The sequence below is a fragment of the Streptosporangium sp. NPDC020072 genome (assembly GCF_040631445.1).
Taxonomy (GTDB): domain Bacteria; phylum Actinomycetota; class Actinomycetes; order Streptosporangiales; family Streptosporangiaceae; genus Streptosporangium.
Window position 1 is genome coordinate 78,436 of record NZ_JBEYAB010000010.1, and the last position, 16,529, is coordinate 94,964.

The window sequence follows — 16,529 nt, forward strand, 5'->3', positions numbered from 1 at the left end:
CTGGTCATGGCGGCGGAGACCGCCGTGCGCCAGGCCATCTCCGGCCTGACCGGGCCGCCTCACCTGGTCTGTTTCTTCATCTGCGGCGACGACCCCGACGAGGTCGCCCAGGCGGGGCTGCGCGTCATGCGGATGACACCGGAGGCGGCGGTGATCGGCTGCAGCGCGACGGGCGTGATCGGCGACGGCCGGGGCGTGGAGGTCACCCCCGCGGTGAGCGCCTGGGCCGCGACCCTCGACGGAGCCCGGCTGACGACCTTCGCCCTGGACACCCTCAGGGCCGATGACCGTTTCGTGGTCGTCGGCCTGCCGGAACCCCAGGCCGACGACCACGCGGCCATCCTTTTCGCCGACCCCTACAGCTTTCCGACCGACGGCTTCGTCGAACGTTCCGACGAGGTCCTCGGTGACCTGCCGCTGATCGGCGGCCTGGCCAACGCGCTCAGGGGCAGGGGAGCCGTACGGCTGTTCGCCGACGGCGAGGTCTACACCGAGGGAGCGGTCGGCGTCCTGCTCGGCGGAGCCGTCGATGTCAGGACCGTGGTCAGCCAGGGCTGCCGTCCGATCGGCCCGACGATGGCCGTCACCGGGGTCGAGGACAACCTCCTGCTCGAACTCGCGGGCCAGCCCGCCCTGGCCAGACTTGAGGAGGTGGTCAGCGCGCTTGACGAGGACGAACGGGAGCTGGTCGCCTCAGGACTGCAGATCGGCGTCGCCATGGACGAGTACGCAGAACGGCACGAGCACGGCGACTTCCTCATCCGGGGGGTGCTCGGCATCGACCCGGAACGGGAGGCCGTCGCCATCGGGGACGTCGTCGAGATCGGCCGTACGGTGCGCTTCCAGGTGCGTGACGCCGCGACCGCCGACGAGGACCTCTACGAGCTGCTCGACGCCCACCGCGAGGAGTTCGGCGGAGTGGACGGCGCGCTGCTGTTCTCCTGCAACGGCAGGGGATCGGCCATGTTCGGCAGCGCCGACCACGACGCCGTCGCGGTCAGGGAGACCCTCGGCCCGATCGGCGTCGCCGGGTTCTTCGCCGCGGGCGAGGTCGGCCCCGTCGGGGGCCACAACCACGTGCACGGTTTCACCGCCTCCGTTCTGGTCTTCTCCTCACGCCCCGGCGGCGACAGACCGTATGATCGCTAGATGTCCGGATCGGTGCTCGCCGTCGACATCGGCGGGACGAAGTTCGCCGTCGCCCTGGTCGGCAGTGAGGCCGGCAGCGAGGGCGAGGTCCTCAGGGCCCGCAGGACCGCGACACCCCCGGGTGGCGACGCCCAGACGCTGTGGAGGACGCTCGACTCCCTGATCGACGCGCTGCTCACGGAACCGGCCGAGGTCGTGGGTGTCGGGGTCGGCTGCGGCGGCCCGATGAACTGGCCGGAGGGCGAGGTCTCGCCGATCAACATGCCCGGCTGGCGTGACTTCCCGCTCAGGGCGCGGCTGGCGGAGCGCTTCCCCGGCGTGCCGGTGCGCGTGCACAACGACGCCGTCTGCCTGGCCGTCGCGGAACACTGGCGGGGTGCGGGCCGGGGCAGCGCCAACATGCTCGGCATGGTCGTCTCGACGGGAGTGGGCGGCGGGCTCGTCCTGGACGGCCGGTTGATCAACGGCGGCAGCGGCAACGCCGGGCACGTCGGGCACGTCGTGGTCGAACCCGGCGGGCCGGTCTGCGGGTGCGGGGCCAGGGGCTGCCTTGAGGCCGTCGCGCGGGGCCCGGCCCTGGCCGCCTGGGCGCTGGGACGCGGCTGGCAGCCGGGCGCCGCCGTACGGGAGGCGCCCGGTCAGGGGGAGGCCGTGCCGTACGTGGAGGCGGCGACGGCGAGCGGGCGGCAGCTCGCCCTGGACGCCGCGGCGGGCGACCGGCTGGCACTGGCCGCGATGGAACGGGCGGGACGGGCCCTCGGCCTGGCCGTCGCCGCCGCCGTCAACCTCTGCGACCTCGACCTCGTCACCGTCGGCGGCGGCCTCTCCCAGGCCGGACGCCTGCTGTTCGACCCGCTTGAGGCCGCGCTCGGCGAGCACACCCGGATGGGCTTCGCCCGCCGCGCCAGGGTGGTGCCCGCCGCCCTCGGCCAGGACGCGGGCCTGGTGGGCGCCGCCGCCCTCATCCTCGCCGCCTCCCACTACTGGCCCCGCTAACCGACCTTGAGCTGCTCGTCTCCGAAGTCGGCGATCAACCGGACGGTTGCGACGGTTGTGTCCCCGGTACGGCGGGGCCGTACCGGGGAGGGGGTCAGGGGGTCTTCCAGAGCCTGACCTCGGGGTTCCTGGGGGAGGGGCGGTTGAGCAGGGGGGAGGGGACCCCACGCAGATGCAGGTCGAAGAAGGCCCGCACGTAGGAACGGGTGATCGGCACCGCCCTGGCGGCGGGGAGCGCGCCCGGAGGCGTGCCGAACTGCTCGATCAGCACCGGGTAGTCGGTGAACGACTCGTGCTCGGCGCCGGTGACCGTCGCCCAGCGCTTCCAGCCGGTCAGCCGGGGCCAGTTGTCCCGCCAGGACGTCTCCTCGTCGGGACCGCCGGGAAGGAACGACCCCTCGGTGCCGAACAACATGAAAGGCCTGGCCAGGCCGCTCTCCGGGAGCGGGACGATGAACGAGCCGTCCATGACGAGGCCCGCGTCGATCCTGGGGTCGTCGACCATGGCCTGGGCCGCGCTGTTGCCGCCGATGGAGTGGCCCGCCATGCCGATCCTCGACGCGTCGATCAGGCCGGGCGGCCCCCACGCGGGACGGGCGCCGGTCAGCCTGCCGATGAGGAAGGACACGTCCGCCGAGCGGATCGCCGGGACGAGGCCGGGGGAGTCCTCGATCTCGCAGGCCGCGCAGGTGACGGTGGTGCCGTCGGGCAGGGTGGTCGCCATCGCCTCGTACGGGTGCCCGACCGTGGCGACCGCGTAGCCCCGGCTGGCCAGCTCCTCACTGAGCGTGGTGAGCGAGGAGCGCGGCAGGCCGAACCCCGGTGAGAGGACCACCAGGGGCAGCCCCGAACGCAAGGGCCGCGCCCCGGTCCTGGCGTTCGTCCTGATCCTGTTCAGCAGGTCCGGCGGGGGGCCCTCGACGCCCAGCCCGGCCAGCAGCAGCGCCGACTCGGCGGGGGTCACGTACCGCGTCCTGACGCCGGTCTTGGCGCGGGCCGGGTAGCGGAGCGTGACCATCAGCTCGCGCCGCCGCCCCGGCTCCCACGGGTCGGCGCGGGAGGAGTCGACCAGGTGCAGGTCGACGGCGCCGACCGGGTGGGGGCCCGTCGGCTTCGGCAGGACGGGGACCGTGAACCGGGCGGCGCTCACCGACGCGGACACCGACACGGGAGCGGAGGAGGGAGCGGCATGGGCAGGGGCGGCGACCACGGCCACGGTGACGCAGGCCGCCAGCCCTCTCACGAGAACTTTGATCATTCGACGAACCTAATTCCGGCTTTTCCCGCGGGCGTGGGGCCGCGCGACAAAGGTTGCCGGTCCCGCGTCGTCCCCGGCGCCAAAGCGGTGTCGTCAACTTTGCGTCCACGGCCAAAAGGTTCGCGGCACCGTGTCGTGCATAGTGAAGCCATGGATCTTGAACTGGTAAAACGCGAGGTCGCGGCCCTGGTCGGGCCCGACGCCCCGGGGCTCGCGGTCGGCGTCTACGCCGACGGAAAGACTCTGCTCACCACGGCCCAGGGGATGGCCTGCGTCGAGTTCGGCGTCCCGGTCGACGCCCACACCCGCTTCGACATCGCCTCGGTCAGCAAGCAGTTCACCGCCGCGTGCGTCATGCTGCTGGCCAGGGACGGCAGGCTCAGCCTCGACGACGACATCAGGAAGCACATCCCGGACCTGGCGCTGACCGTACCCGTCACGCTGCGGCAGTGCCTGCAGCACACCGGCGGGCTGCCCGAGTGGTACACGCTGCAGGCGTTCACCGGGACGCCGTTCACCGCGCTGACCGAGGAACGGCTGCTCGACGAGGTCCGGGGGATCCGGCACACGGCCTTCCCGCCCGGGACCGACTTCAGCTACTCCAACACCGGCTACGTCCTGGCCGCCGTGGTGGTCCGCACGGTGAGCGGGAGCTCGCTCGCCGAGTTCGCCCGCGAGCGGATCTTCGGTCCGCTCGGCATGGACGACACCCTGTTCAGGGACGACACCACACTGCCGCTGCCCAGGCTGGCGTACGGCTACGGCAACGCGGACGGCGAGCCGAAGCGGGCCGACACCCTGGAGAGCGCGGTCGGTGACGGCGGCGTGGTGACCAGCGTGGCCGACCTGGCCCCCTGGTTCGGCTTCCTGGCCGACGGGCGGGTCCTGGGCGACGACCTGCGGCGGCAGCTGCTCGAACCGACCGTGCTGGCCGACGGCACCGCCCTGCGCTACGCCAGCGGCATCTACCACACACCGATGGCGGGCAGCGCGGGCTACGGGCACGCGGGAGGCGTCCCCGGCTACCTGTCGAACCTGCTGTACCTGCCCGAGGCCGGCTTCGGCGTCGCCGTACTGTCCAACCAGACGGCGGTCGACCCGGTCAGGCTGAGCGAACGCCTGGCCAGGGCGCTGCTGGGCGAGGTGCCCGGGGCACTCTTCGAACCGGCCGAGACGGTGGACCCGGCGGTCGAGGTGCCGGCCGGGCACTGGCACGACCCGGTGGGAGACGCCTTCCTCACGCTCGAAGCCGCGGAGAACGGCCGGGTCAGGCTCGACAGGAGCGGTGACGTCACCGAGTTCGCCCTCGCCAAGGACGGCCGCTGGTACGGCCTCGGCGACGCGGACGGGCTCTGGCTTGAGCGCCGGGACGGCGAGCTGGCGCTGGACAGCGGCCTGGGAGCCCGGCGCCCGATCGTCTACCGGCCGTGTCAGGCGCCGGGCACCGAGCCCATGCCCGGCGGGGCCTACCACAGCGAGGAACTGGACGTCCGCGTCACGGTCAGGGACGGCGTGCTGCGCGCCGGGCGTGAGCTGCGGCTTCCCGTCGAACCAGCCCCGGCGGGGGTGTGGCAGGCGGGGCCGTTCACGTTGCGGCCCGACGGCGACGACCTGCTGATCAGCGGGGGCGGCCTGCGCCGGATGCGCTTCACGGGCGAGCCCGGCGGCGACCTCCGTGGATGAGCCCGGAGACGGCCTTCCCGGATGAGCCCGGAGAGGGCCTTCCCGGATGAGCCCGGAGAGGGCTTTTCCGGGGCGGCCCGGGAGCGCCGGAGGGCGGGCCGAGGCGGGGAGCGGGAGCCCATGTTGGCCTGCAGCACGAGGGCGGGACCGAGGGTTTTGGCTGCGGGGTCAGTGAACGCGGGCCGGACGGCTTCTAGCGTCCCACTATCCCGCTCCCCTCCCGAGGTGGTCACCATGAAAACGCCGACCATCAGGGCCGCCGTGGTCGCCCTGCTCCTCCTTCCCGTCGCGGCCTGCGCGGGCTCCCCGCAGAAGGGCGCGACCGGCGCCGACCGCGACACCCTGGTCTGGGCGTCCTCCGCGGCGCCGAACAGCCTGGACATCGCGCACGGCTTCAACAACGCCTCGACCACCATCCAGCTCGCGGTGCTGGACACCATGGTCACCCTCGACGCCAAGGGGGCGCCCGCCCCGGGCCTGGCCACGTCGTGGACCCAGCCGACGCCGGACAGCTACGAGTTCACTCTGCGCAAGGCCGTGACCTTCACCGACGGCTCCCCGCTGACGGCCGACGACGCCGCCTACTCCCTGAGCCGTCACCTGGACCCGGCCGTCGCCTCCCAGGCGGCCAGCTACTTCACCACCGTCAAGAAGGCCGAGGCCGTCGGAACCGACAAGGTCAGGGTCACCCTGACCCGCCCCAACCCGGCCTTCCTGTCGGTGGCGGCCATCGCCTGGCAGGTCGTGCCGCGCAAGCTGGCCGAGGCGCACCCCAGGGACCTGGGCAGCCCCGAGGTCGGCACGATCGGCACCGGCCCCTTCAAGGTCGTGAAGTTCTCCCTCACCTCGGGCACCGTGCTGGAGCGCAACGAGTCCTACTGGGGGCCGAAGCCCGCGCTGCGCCGGGTCGAGATCAAATCCATCTCCGACGCCGAGACGCTCAGGATGGCCGTCAGGTCGGGGGAGATCGACGCCACCGACGGTCTCAACGCCCGGGACGCCCGCAAGTGGACGAACCTCCCCGGCGTCACCACGAGCTTCTACCCCGGCAACAACATCGCCTACCTGTCGCTGGCCGTCGGCAACGGCCCGCTCAAGGACGTCCACGTACGGCGGGCCATCGCGCACGCCGTGGACCGCCAGGCCCTGACCACCCTGATGACCGGGGGGCACGGCACCACGGCGAGGGCGATGCTGCCGATGCCGCAGATGACCGCCCTCTACGGCGACGACACGCCGAAGTTCCCCGACCACCCGTTCGACCTGGCCGCCGCCAAGGCCGAACTGGCCAAGTCGGCCTACCCGGACGGGTTCACGATGGCGGTGCCGTACTCCTCGGGGTCGGACGGCGCGACCGTCATGCAGGCCGTCGCCGCCGACCTCGCGAAGATCGGCATCAAGCTGACCATGGAGCCGAGCCCCGGCGACAGGTACATCGCCATGCTGATGGACCACAAGGGGCTCGGTGTGCAGTACGTCAACCTCTCCTACGGCACCCCGGAGCCGATCGAGGTCCTGCCCGACATGATCGGCCGCGCCGCGGCGAAACCGCAGGGCTTCAACTTCTCCGGGTACGGCTCCGCCGAACTGGACGCCCGGCTCGACGCCCTGAGCGAGGCCACCGGTCAGGAGCGTCAGGACCAGGTGACCGCCCTGCTCACCGAGATCGGGGAGCAGGTGCCGTACGTCCCGCTGTTCCACATGGACAACGGCATCGCGCTGCGCGACGGGTTCACCGCGCCGGGACTGAGTGTCTGGAACCCCAACTTCTTCGTCGTCATCCGCCCGGCGGGCAAGTGACATGGCCGTCCTCACTCTCGTCGCCCGCCGCCTGGCCGCCGCGCTGGTCCTGCTCGGCGCGCTCTCGGTGATCACCTACGGGCTGCTCGTCGCCTCACCCGGCGGTCCCGAGCAGGTGCTGCTGGGCACCCGCCCCTCGACGCCGGAGACCAGGGCCGCGATCAGGGCCGAGTACCACCTCGACGACCCGTTCCCGCTGCGCTACGCCCGCTGGCTCGGCGACGCCGTACAGGGTGACTTCGGCGTCTCCATCTACTCCAGGGAGCCGGTCGCCGACGTCATCGCCGACCGGCTGCCGGTCACCGCGGGCCTGGCGGGCTACGCCCTGCTGATCACCTTCGCCGTCGGCGTCCCGGTCGGGCTGGTGGCCGCGATGGGCCGGGGCGGCCTCCTCGACCAGGGCATCACCCTCGGCTCCCTGGTCCTGCTGGCCGTACCGCCGTTCGCGATGAGCATCCTGCTGCTGTACGGCTTCGCGGTCACCCTCGGCTGGTTCCCCGTCTTCGGCGCGGGCGAGACGTTCGCCGAACGCGTCACCCACCTGACGCTGCCCGCGCTCGCCCTGGCCGCGGCGCAGGGAGCCATGGTGGTACGGCAGATGCGGGCGGCGGCGCTCGACCTGGCCGGGCAGGACTTCCTGACCTTCGCCAGAGCGCGGGGGCTGCCGCGCGCGCGTGTCTGGATCGGTTACGCGCTGCGCAACGCGGCCCTGCCCGTGCTGACCGTCGGCGGCCTGCTGCTGGCGGCGAACCTGACCGGCGCCCTCTTCGTCGAACAGGCCTTCGGTCTGCACGGGCTCGGCGCCCTGCTCATCGCCGCCGTCAGCCAGAAGGACATCCCCGTGGTGCAGGCGCTCGTCCTGTTCAGCGGTGCGATCGTGGTCGTGGTCAACCTGCTGATCGACCTGGCCTACCTCGTGGTCGACCCCCGGGTACGGCACGGCGCGGTGGCGCTGTGAGGGGCGTGCTGGCCGGGGTGCTCGGCCTGGCGATCCTCGTCGGGCTGTTCGGCTCCCACCTGGCCCCCTACGACCCGGCGACGCAGGACCTGGCGCTCGGCGCGGCCGGTCCGGACGCGGCCCACTGGCTCGGCACCGACGACCTGGGCAGGGACGTGCTGTCCCGCCTCCTGACCGGGGCCGGGTCCGCGCTGCTGTGGCCCGTCCTCGTCGCGCTCGGCACGACCACGCTGAGCACCTCGCTCGGCCTGTTCGCCGGGTACCGGCTCGGCTGGATCGACGCGCTGATGATGCGGACCGTGGACCTGGCCATCGCGATGCCCGGAATGCTGGTGCTGATCGTGCTGGTCGGCGTGCTCGGCGGCGGGTACGGCTGGTCCGTGCTGGCCATGGCCGTACTGTTCACACCGGGCGACATCCGGGTGATCCGCAGCCTGACGCTCGCCCAGCGCGACCTGGCCTACGCCGAGGCGGCCAGGACCCTGGGGCTGCCGCCCCGGCGCGTCATGTTCCGCCACCTGTTGCCCAACCTCGCCCCCACGGTCGTCTCCAACGCCCTGCTGAGCTTCGTGGCCGCCCTGGTCTCGCTGGCCGGGCTCTCCTTCCTGGGGATCGGCCTGCCCGCGGGCACCCCCGACTGGGGGCTGATGGTCGAGGAGAACCGGGATCTGCTCGACCTCAACCCCTGGGCCTCCGTCGCCCCGGTCGTCCTGATCACCCTGATCGCCACCTCGGCCACCCTGCTGGGCGACCGGCTGTTCGACACCCTCTCCAAGGGAGGCGCCCGATGACCCTCCTCGACGTCACCGGCCTGACCGTCACCGGCCGTCACCTGGTCGTGGACGGCGTCGACCTGACCGTCTCCGCGGGGGAGACCGTCGGGCTGGTCGGCGAGTCGGGCAGCGGCAAGTCGCTGACCGCCAGGGCCGTGGCGGGGCTGCTGCCCAAGGGCATGACCGCGTCCGGCTCGGTCACCCTGTCCGGCCTGCAACTGCTCGGCGCCCGCGAGCGCGTGCTGCGGTCGGTGCGCGGCAGCCGGGTCGCGCTGCTCATGCAGGACCCCTTCGCCATGCTCAACCCGCTGATCACTGCCGGCGCCCACATCGCCGAGTCACTGCCCAGGACCAGGGCGGCGCGCCGGAACCGCGCCCAGCGCGGGGAGGAGGTGACGCGGCGGCTGGCCGAGGTGGGCATCGACGACCCCTCGGTCGCGGGACGCTACCCCTTCCAGCTCTCCGGGGGGATGCGGCAGCGGATCGCCCTCGCCGCGGCCCTGGCCGGTGACCCCGAGCTGCTCATCGCCGACGAGCCCACGACCGCGCTCGACGCGACCACCCAGCACGAGATCCTCATGCTGCTGCGCGAGGTCCAGCGGACGCGCGGGATGGGGGTGCTGCTGATCACCCACGACCTGCGGGTGGCCTTCGAGATGTGCGACCGGGTCGCGGTCATGTACGCGGGCCGGATCGTCGAGAGCGGGCCGGGCTTCGACGTGGCCAAGGTGCCCGCCCACCCCTACACGTCCGGGCTGCTGGCGGCGCTGCCCTCGGTGAGCGTGACGCTGCCCAGGCTTGAGGGCATCCCGGGCGCCGTGCCGTCCGCGGGGGACGTCACCGGGACGTGCGCCTTCGCCGACCGCTGCTCCCAGGCCGAACCCGGGTGCGGGCACGCCCGTCCGCCGCTGCGCGAGGTCACCCCGGGCAGGCACACCGCCTGCCTGTACGAGGTGCGCCCCCGCCCCCACGCCGGGTCCCGTGCCGGGTCACAGCCCGCCGCGCTCCGCGAGGCCCCGGCGGGCGGCCCGCTGCTCACCATCGACGGCCTGCGCAAACAGTACGGCGGGCACACCGCCCTCGGCGGCGTCTCGCTGACCGTCATGGAGGGCGAGAGCGTCGGCGTCGTCGGCGAGTCGGGTTCGGGCAAGACCACCCTGGCCCGGTGCGTCCTGGGCCTGGCCACCCCCGACGGAGGCCGGGTGGAGCTGGCCGGGCTCGACCTGACCCGGCGCGGGCGGCGGGGAGACCGGGCGCACCGGCTGGTGCAGTGCGTCTTCCAGGACCCCTCGACCTCGCTCAACCCCTCCCTGACCGTGGGCTCGACGCTCACCGAGGCCGCCGCCCAGGGATCACGTGAGGGACGGCTCTCCGTCCCCGAACTGCTCGACCTGGTCGGCCTGCCCGCCTCCTACGCCGAGCGCCGCCCCAGGGCGCTGTCCGGCGGCGAACGGCAGCGCGTGGCCATCGCCAGGGCCCTGGCCGTACGGCCCGCCCTGCTGATCTGCGACGAGCCGGTCGCCTCACTGGACGTCTCGGTCCAGGCCCACGTGCTGGAACTGCTGCGCACGGTGGGCCGCGACCTGGGCACCAGCCTGCTGTTCATCACCCACGACCTGGCCGTGGTCAGACAGATCACCGACAGGACCGTGGTCCTGTTCAAGGGAGAGGTGGTCGAGGAGGGCCGAACCCCCCAGATCCTGGACGCCCCCACCCACCCCTACACCCAGAAACTCCTGGCCTCGGTCCCCCCAACCCCCTAGAGCTCTCGTTTCGGCCCCGCGCGTGAGGAGTTTGATCTTTGCCTTACCGGCGCCGTGCGTGAGGGGTGTCGGCTTGGGCGCGTCGGTGTCTGGACTGAGGAGTGAGGGAGCGCAGCGGACGAGCGACGAGGGAAGACGCCGACTCAGGGCGCCCAAGCCCGCGACGCCGCCAGGCGGAGCAAGAAGACATGGCTTGGGCGCGTCGGTGTCTGGACTGAGGAACGCAGGAGCGAAGCGACGGAGTGACGAGGGAAGACGCCGACTCGGAGGCGCCCAAGCCCGCGCTGCCGAAGGCAGCGCAAAAGACACTGCATACTTTGGTCGCTTGTGGCCGGAGTAGCGAGAAAGGAAACCTTGCATCATGCACGACCTGCTGCTCAGCCATGGAAGCGTTCACGACGGGTTCGGCAGCCCCGCGAAGGACGCCGACGTCGCGATCTCCCAGGGCCGGATCGTCGCCGTCGGCCGTGACCTCGGGCCCGCCAGGCGGGTGATCGACGTCGCGGGGATGGTCGTCGCCCCCGGTTTCGTCGATCCGCACAGCCACTCCGACACCGTGCCCTTCCTCGCCGAACCCCAGCCCTTCAAGCTCCACCAGGGCGTCACCACCGAGATCGTCGGCAACTGCGGCTTCTCCTGCGGGCCGGCGAACCCGGAGACGGCCGGGTTCATGCCCGCCGTACTGGCCGAGCAGGCGTTCACCACGTTCGGCGAGTACCTCGACGCGGCGCGGGCGGCGGGGCCGAGCAACAACCTGGCCGTCATGGTGGGGCACAACACGCTGCGGCTGGCGGCGAGCGGGATGGAGGCGAAGCCGACGGGTGAGGCGCTCGACCGGATGCGCGTCCTGGCGGCCGAGGCGTTCGAGGCGGGCGCCGTCGGGCTGTCCAGCGGCCTTGAGTACGTCCCCGGCGCCTACGCCGGCACCGACGAACTGGTCGCGCTCGCGCTGGTCGCCCGGCGGTGGAACCTGCCCTACGCCACGCACATGCGCAGCGAGAGCGAGGGCCTGGCCGACGCGCTCGACGAGGCGATCACCGTCGCAACCCGGGCCGGGGTGCGGCTGCAGGTCTCGCACTGCAAGGCGTCGGGCCGGGCCGTACACGGGTCTTCGGCCATGCTGCTGGCCAAGCTCGCCGAGGCGCGCAGGTCGGGCCTGGACGTGCGCGCGGACGTGTATCCGTACCTGGCCTTCTGCACCGGTCTGGTCGCCGTGCTGCCGCCGGTCGCCTGCGAGGGTGGCCAGGAGGCACTGCTGGCCAGGCTCGCCGACCCCCTGACCAGGGCCGCGCTCCGCGCGATGGCCGAGGACCCGGCGACCGGCACCGGGGTCGGCCTGTGGCGTGAGCTGCACCCGGCCGACGTGCAGATCCTCACCCACTCCGACCCCGCCGTCGAGGGCAGGCGCCTTGCCGACCTGCCCGGGGACCCGTGGGAGGCCCTGTGCGACCTGCTTCGGCGGGACCCGCACGCCTCCGGGGTCTTCCACACCATGCACGACGACGACGTGACCGCGATCATGGCGGATCCGCTGGTCTCCATCGGTTCGGACGGCGGGCCCCCGGTCGGCCCCAACCACCCGCGTACGTTCGGCACCTTCCCCACCTTCCTGGGGACCTACGTCAGGGAGCGGAAGGTCGTCCCGATGCCCGAGGCGATCCGCAAGGTCAGCTCGGCCGTCGCCGCCCAGTTCGGGCTGACCGACCGGGGCTGGCTCGGTCCCGGCGCGGTCGCCGACGTCTGCGTCTTCGACCCCGCGACCGTCGGTCACGACGGCACCTACGAGGTCCCCGACGTGCGTCCCCACGGGGTGCGGCACGTGTTCCTCGCCGGGCGGGAGGTGGTCGCCGACGGCGAGTTCACCGGGGGCAGGCATGGAACGGTCCTGCGCCGGGGGATGTCATGACGGCGCGCGGCCGGGTCACGCTCGGTGTGCTGCTGGACAGTCTCGGTCCCGAGATGGTGCGTCCACTCGCCCTGCCCGGCGGCAGGGAGCCGCTGATCGGCACACCGGTCATCTACGACCCCGAGGAGGCCATGACCGGTCTCGACGGCGCCGTGCTGCTGGTCACCGGGCGCCCGTCCGCCGAGATGCTGGCCCGCGCGGGTGAGGCGGGCGTCGCGGTCGTGGTGGTCAAACCGGGCACGAGCGACCCGGAGCCGCTGGCCGAGGTGGCGGAGGCGGCCGGTACGGCGTTGCTCGCCGCCGCTCCCGACCTGTCCTGGGGGCAGCTCTACACGCTGATCGACGCCCTGCTCGCGGTGGTCGCGCCCGTCGAGTCGCTGGGTGACGCCAGGGCGGCCGACCTGTTCGCGCTGGCCAACCAGGTGGCGGTACGGGTCGGCGGGGCCGTGGCCATCGAGGACCTGGCGATGCGGGTGCTGGCCTATTCGACGGTCGAGGGGCAGCAGATCGACGACCTGCGCAGGGAGGGCATCCTGGGCCGCAGGGTGCCCGAGCACCCGACCAACACCGAGGAATACGCCGCGGTGCTGCGCGCCGAGGACGCGGTGTGGAGCTACGAACCGCGCGAGTACTACCCCCGGCTGGCCATCGCCATCCGCGCGCACGGTGAGGCGCTCGGCACGATCTGGGCGCTCAGGGCGGAGGAGCCGCTGGCGGCCGACGCCGCGCAGGTGCTCGCGGAGGCGGCCCGCGCCGCCGCCCCCCACCTGGCCAGGATCACCCTGGCCGCGGACGAGGCCCGCAGGCGCCGTGACGAGTGCCTGGGCAACCTGCTGCGCGGCATCGGGCCGGTCAGGGAGCTGGCCACCTCCTTCGGCCTGCTGCCCGACGAACCGGTCACCGTGGTCACCATCGGGCCGCACGGCCGTACGGCCGACGCCTTCGCGGCCACCCACACCGGCGACCTGCTGCGCACCGCCTACGCGGCCTACCGGATGCGCGCGGCGACGGGGGCGGTCGACGGGCGCGCCCACGCGATCGTCGCCACGGACTCGGTGACGCCGCTGCTGCGCAGGATCACCGCCGACGTCCTGGCCAGGATGCGCGACCGGCTCGGCGGGCAGTGGCGGGCGGGGATCGGCAGGGTGGTCCCGGCGGCCGCGCTGGCGCCGACCAGCGCCCGTCAGGCGGAGGAGGCGTTGCGGGCGGTGTGCGGGCCGTACGCGAGGGCCGAGGTAGGGCACCACGAGGAGTTGTCGGCGGCGCTGTTCCTGATGGACATGGACGCCTCCGTCCGGGCCAAGCCCTCCCTGCACGGCGAGCCGCTCGGGGTGGTCGCCGCGCACGACGCCAGGCACGGCACCCACTACGTGCGCAGCCTGCGGGTGTGGGTGACCGCGCACTACGACGTGCCCAGGGCGGCCGACACGCTGTCCCTGCACCCCAACACCCTGCGCTACCGGCTGCGCAGGATCGGCGAGCTGATCGACCTGGACGACCCGGACACCCGCCTGGTCCTGGCGCTCCAGCTCCGGCTGAGCGGCGCCGCGGGACCGGACGGCTCGTGAGCGGCGTCATCGGCCGGGCAGGTTGTGAGAGAGGCAGGCGGGCTTCGAACGGCGTCGCCGGGCCGTACGGGTTCTGGCGACGCCGCGAGGTCGTGCGAGCGCCGGACGGGTGGCGCTGAGCGGGACCACAAATCCGGGCGGGTGAAGTTCGGCGTGTGCGCCAACGCTCCGGAGGCCTTCCGGCAGGATGCTGTCTGCCATGGTCGAACTCCTCGCCTCGGCTCGGGCCGGGGTACGTCTCCTCTCTCTGCACGGCACCGCCGACCTGCAGCGCGCCGACCGGCTGCTCCGTCAGGTCTGGGGGACCAGGCCGGGTGACGATCCGCCCATCTCCCTGGACGTGATGTGCGCGCTGGCGCACGTCGGCGGCTACATCGGCGGCGCCTTCCTCGACGAGGAACTGGTCGGCGCCGCCGTGGGGTTCCTCGCCGCGGACAGGAGCCTGCACTCCCACGTCGCCGGGGTCGCCTCCCGGGCACGGGGACTCGGCGTCGGCCTGGCGCTCAAGGAACACCAGCGAGCCTGGGCGGCCGAGCGCGGCCTCGTCGCCGTCTCCTGGACCTTCGACCCGCTCGTACGGCGCAACGCCTACTTCAACCTGGTCAAACTCGGCGCGAAGGTCGTCGAGTACCTCCCTGACTTCTACGGCCCGATGAGTGACGGCATCAACGACGGGGACGTCTCCGACCGGCTGTTCGTCACCTGGCCCGTCACCCCGGACCCCGCCCCGGCCACCGAACGGGCGGCAGGGCCGTCCGAGACCGCCGCCGTGACCGTCCTCGACGAGGCGGGGACCGTACGGCCCGGCGGCGGGGCGCCTCTGCTACGCTGCGCGACTCCGCCGGACATCGAGCGGTTGCGCGTGGACGAGCCCGGCGAGGCCAGACACTGGCGGGCCGCGCTGGGCGGGGTGCTCGGCGCGGCGTTCGCCGACGGTTACCGGATCACCGGCTTCACCCGATCCGGGTGGTATCTGCTGGCCAGAGGAGGCACGGCGTGAAACTGACAGGTGTGGAGCTGCGTAAGGTCGCGCTGCCGCTGGTGACCCCGTTCAGGACGTCCCTGGGCACCCAGACGGTGCGGGAGGCGCTGCTCGTGCGGGTGGTGACCGACGAGGGCGAGGGCTGGGCGGAGTGCGTGGCCGAGGACGAGCCGAGCTACTGCCCCGAGTACCTTGAGGGCGCCGCGGACGTGATCCGCCGGTTCCTGCTGCCGGTGCTCTTCCCCCTCGACCTGGACCCGGCGGCCGTCGCCCCCGCGTTCGGCCACGTGCGCGCCCACCAGATGGCCAAGTCCGCCGTCGAGACGGCCGTGCTCGACGCCTGGCTGCGCTCCCGGGGCGTCTCCCTGGCCTCCTACCTGGGCGCGGTACGGCACAGCCTGCCCGTCGGCGTCTCGGTCGGCATCGCCGAGAGCATCGACGCGCTGCTCGACACCGTGGACCGGCACCTGGCCGCCGGATACGCCAGGGTGAAGCTGAAGATCGAGCCCGGCTGGGACCTCGAACCCGTCAGGCGGGTCAGGGAGACCTTCGGCTCCGGCGTGATGCTCACCGTGGACGCCAACACCGCCTACGAGGCCGCCGACATCCCCCATCTGACCAGGCTCGACGCCTACGGCCTGGCGATGATCGAGCAGCCCTTCGCCCCCGGCGACCTGCACACCCACGCCCGGTTCGCGGCCAGGTCGAACACCCCGGTCTGCCTGGACGAGAGCATCACCTCGGCGCGTGACGCGGCGGCGGCGATCAGGATGGACGCCTGCTCGATCATCAACATCAAGCCGGGCCGGGTGGGCGGCTACCTGGAGGCGCGGCGCATCCACGACGTGGCCCGCGCCAACGGGCTGCCCGTGTGGTGCGGCGGCATGCTGGAGACCGGTCTCGGCAGGGCCGCCAACCTGGCGCTCGCCGCGCTGCCCGGTTTCACGCTGCCCGGCGACATCTCGGCGACCGCGCGCTACTACGGGCGGGACGTCACGGCGCCGTTCGTGCTGACCGGGGGAGAGATGACCGTGCCCTCGGGGCCGGGGATCGGCATCACCCCCGTCCAGGAGGACCTGGACGCGCTGACCACCGAGACCGAGTGGATCGCCGCCCCCTGACTTCGCGGTGACCGGCGCCTACCAGACGTCACCGTCGCGCCAGTCGCAGGTCAGCGTGCCCGACAGGGTGAGCGGAACCGTCACGGGGAGGACGTGGACCCCCTCGTCCTCCTCCTCGGTGCGTTCGAGGCCGTCCGGGGTGAGCGCGAACGTCTCGCCCCGCCACTGCCGCCAGCCGCGTCCCCGGTAGAAGGGCACGGCCTCGTCGGACGCGCTGAGCGCGCCGAGGTCGTAGGCGCCGTGGACGACCCGTTCCAGCGCGTCCATCAGGGCGGTGCCGTACCCTCCGCGCCGTAGGTCCGCGCGGACCCCGACGGCCTCGACGTAGCCCGCGCGCAGCGCCCTGCCGCCGTGCAGCATCCGCCGCTGGACCACCGAGGCGTGCCCGACCAGCTCGGCTCCCCGCCAGGCCAGGGCGTGCACCCCGCCCAGGGCGTGCTCCCAGTCGTCGTCGCTCAGGTCTCCGTCGAAGACCTCGACGAGCAGTCTCCTGGCGGTTTCGAGGGTGGCGGTGTCCAGTTCCGAGGTGTGGGCCGTACGAACGTCGATCATCTCTCCATCCTGGCAGCCGT

At 72.9% G+C, this 16,529-nt stretch carries 13 protein-coding genes; 11 read left to right on the plus strand and 2 right to left on the minus strand.

From position 1 onward, the window contains the following. The first annotated feature begins 6 nt into the window (after positions 1–6). Together ABZ470_RS24395 and ABZ470_RS24400 are read left to right on the plus strand one after the other, a co-directional pair. On the plus strand, positions 7–1,149 hold the full coding sequence (locus ABZ470_RS24395; RefSeq protein WP_352013938.1) for an FIST N-terminal domain-containing protein: 1,143 nt from the start codon (positions 7–9) through the stop codon (positions 1,147–1,149). Beyond that, positions 1,150–2,145, plus strand: a complete 996-nt coding sequence (locus tag ABZ470_RS24400) for an ROK family protein (protein ID WP_362914050.1) — start codon at positions 1,150–1,152, stop codon at positions 2,143–2,145. It abuts the gene before it with no gap. A 94-nt stretch (positions 2,146–2,239) separates the two neighbouring features. Here the strand turns inward: ABZ470_RS24400 and ABZ470_RS24405 are convergent, their stop codons facing one another. Then, entirely contained in the window at positions 2,240–3,403 is a 1,164-nt protein-coding gene (locus ABZ470_RS24405) for an alpha/beta hydrolase (RefSeq protein WP_362914052.1), read from the minus strand. 150 nt (positions 3,404–3,553) lie between these two features. Here ABZ470_RS24405 and ABZ470_RS24410 point away from each other — a divergent pair, with 150 nt between their 5' ends. The 9 genes from ABZ470_RS24410 (at position 3,554) to menC (ending at position 15,957) form a co-directional block, all read left to right on the plus strand. Further along, positions 3,554–5,086: a serine hydrolase domain-containing protein gene (locus ABZ470_RS24410; protein WP_352013867.1), complete on the plus strand. Its 1,533-nt coding sequence runs from the start codon at positions 3,554–3,556 to the stop codon at positions 5,084–5,086. Between the two features lie 234 nt (positions 5,087–5,320). Further along, a complete protein-coding gene (locus tag ABZ470_RS24415; protein WP_362914054.1) occupies positions 5,321–6,886 on the plus strand; it encodes an ABC transporter substrate-binding protein in 1,566 nt (521 codons plus the stop codon). A 1-nt stretch (position 6,887) separates the two neighbouring features. Next, on the plus strand, positions 6,888–7,844 hold the full coding sequence (locus tag ABZ470_RS24420) for an ABC transporter permease (protein WP_352013865.1): 957 nt from the start codon (positions 6,888–6,890) through the stop codon (positions 7,842–7,844). Continuing rightward, the gene (locus ABZ470_RS24425) at positions 7,841–8,635 is read left to right on the plus strand and encodes an ABC transporter permease (RefSeq protein ID WP_352013864.1); all 795 of its coding nucleotides are present in this window, start codon (positions 7,841–7,843) and stop codon (positions 8,633–8,635) included. Before ABZ470_RS24420 ends, ABZ470_RS24425 begins: the two co-directional genes overlap by 4 nt. Next, positions 8,632–10,380 (plus strand): ABC transporter ATP-binding protein, encoded by a 1,749-nt coding sequence (locus ABZ470_RS24430; RefSeq protein ID WP_362914057.1) that lies wholly within the window; start codon positions 8,632–8,634, stop codon positions 10,378–10,380. Before ABZ470_RS24425 ends, ABZ470_RS24430 begins: the two co-directional genes overlap by 4 nt. A 361-nt stretch (positions 10,381–10,741) precedes the next feature. After that, positions 10,742–12,286 carry a D-aminoacylase gene (locus ABZ470_RS24435; protein WP_352013862.1) on the plus strand — a complete coding sequence of 515 codons (1,545 nt, stop codon included), beginning with the start codon at positions 10,742–10,744 and terminating at the stop codon, positions 12,284–12,286. Beyond that, entirely contained in the window at positions 12,283–13,854 is a 1,572-nt protein-coding gene (locus ABZ470_RS24440; protein ID WP_362914059.1) for a helix-turn-helix domain-containing protein, read from the plus strand. Before ABZ470_RS24435 ends, ABZ470_RS24440 begins: the two co-directional genes overlap by 4 nt. 199 nt (positions 13,855–14,053) lie before the next feature. Next, entirely contained in the window at positions 14,054–14,854 is an 801-nt protein-coding gene (locus tag ABZ470_RS24445; RefSeq protein WP_362914061.1) for a GNAT family N-acetyltransferase, read from the plus strand. After that, complete coding sequence (menC, locus tag ABZ470_RS24450; protein WP_352013859.1) at positions 14,851–15,957, plus strand: o-succinylbenzoate synthase; 1,107 nt, start codon at positions 14,851–14,853, stop codon at positions 15,955–15,957. The genes ABZ470_RS24445 and menC overlap by 4 nt, the downstream gene beginning before the upstream one ends. An 18-nt stretch (positions 15,958–15,975) precedes the next feature. Here the strand turns inward: menC and ABZ470_RS24455 are convergent, their stop codons facing one another. Then, positions 15,976–16,509 carry a GNAT family N-acetyltransferase gene (locus tag ABZ470_RS24455; RefSeq protein ID WP_362914063.1) on the minus strand — a complete coding sequence of 178 codons (534 nt, stop codon included), beginning with the start codon at positions 16,507–16,509 and terminating at the stop codon, positions 15,976–15,978. Between the last annotated feature and the right edge of the window lie 20 nt (positions 16,510–16,529).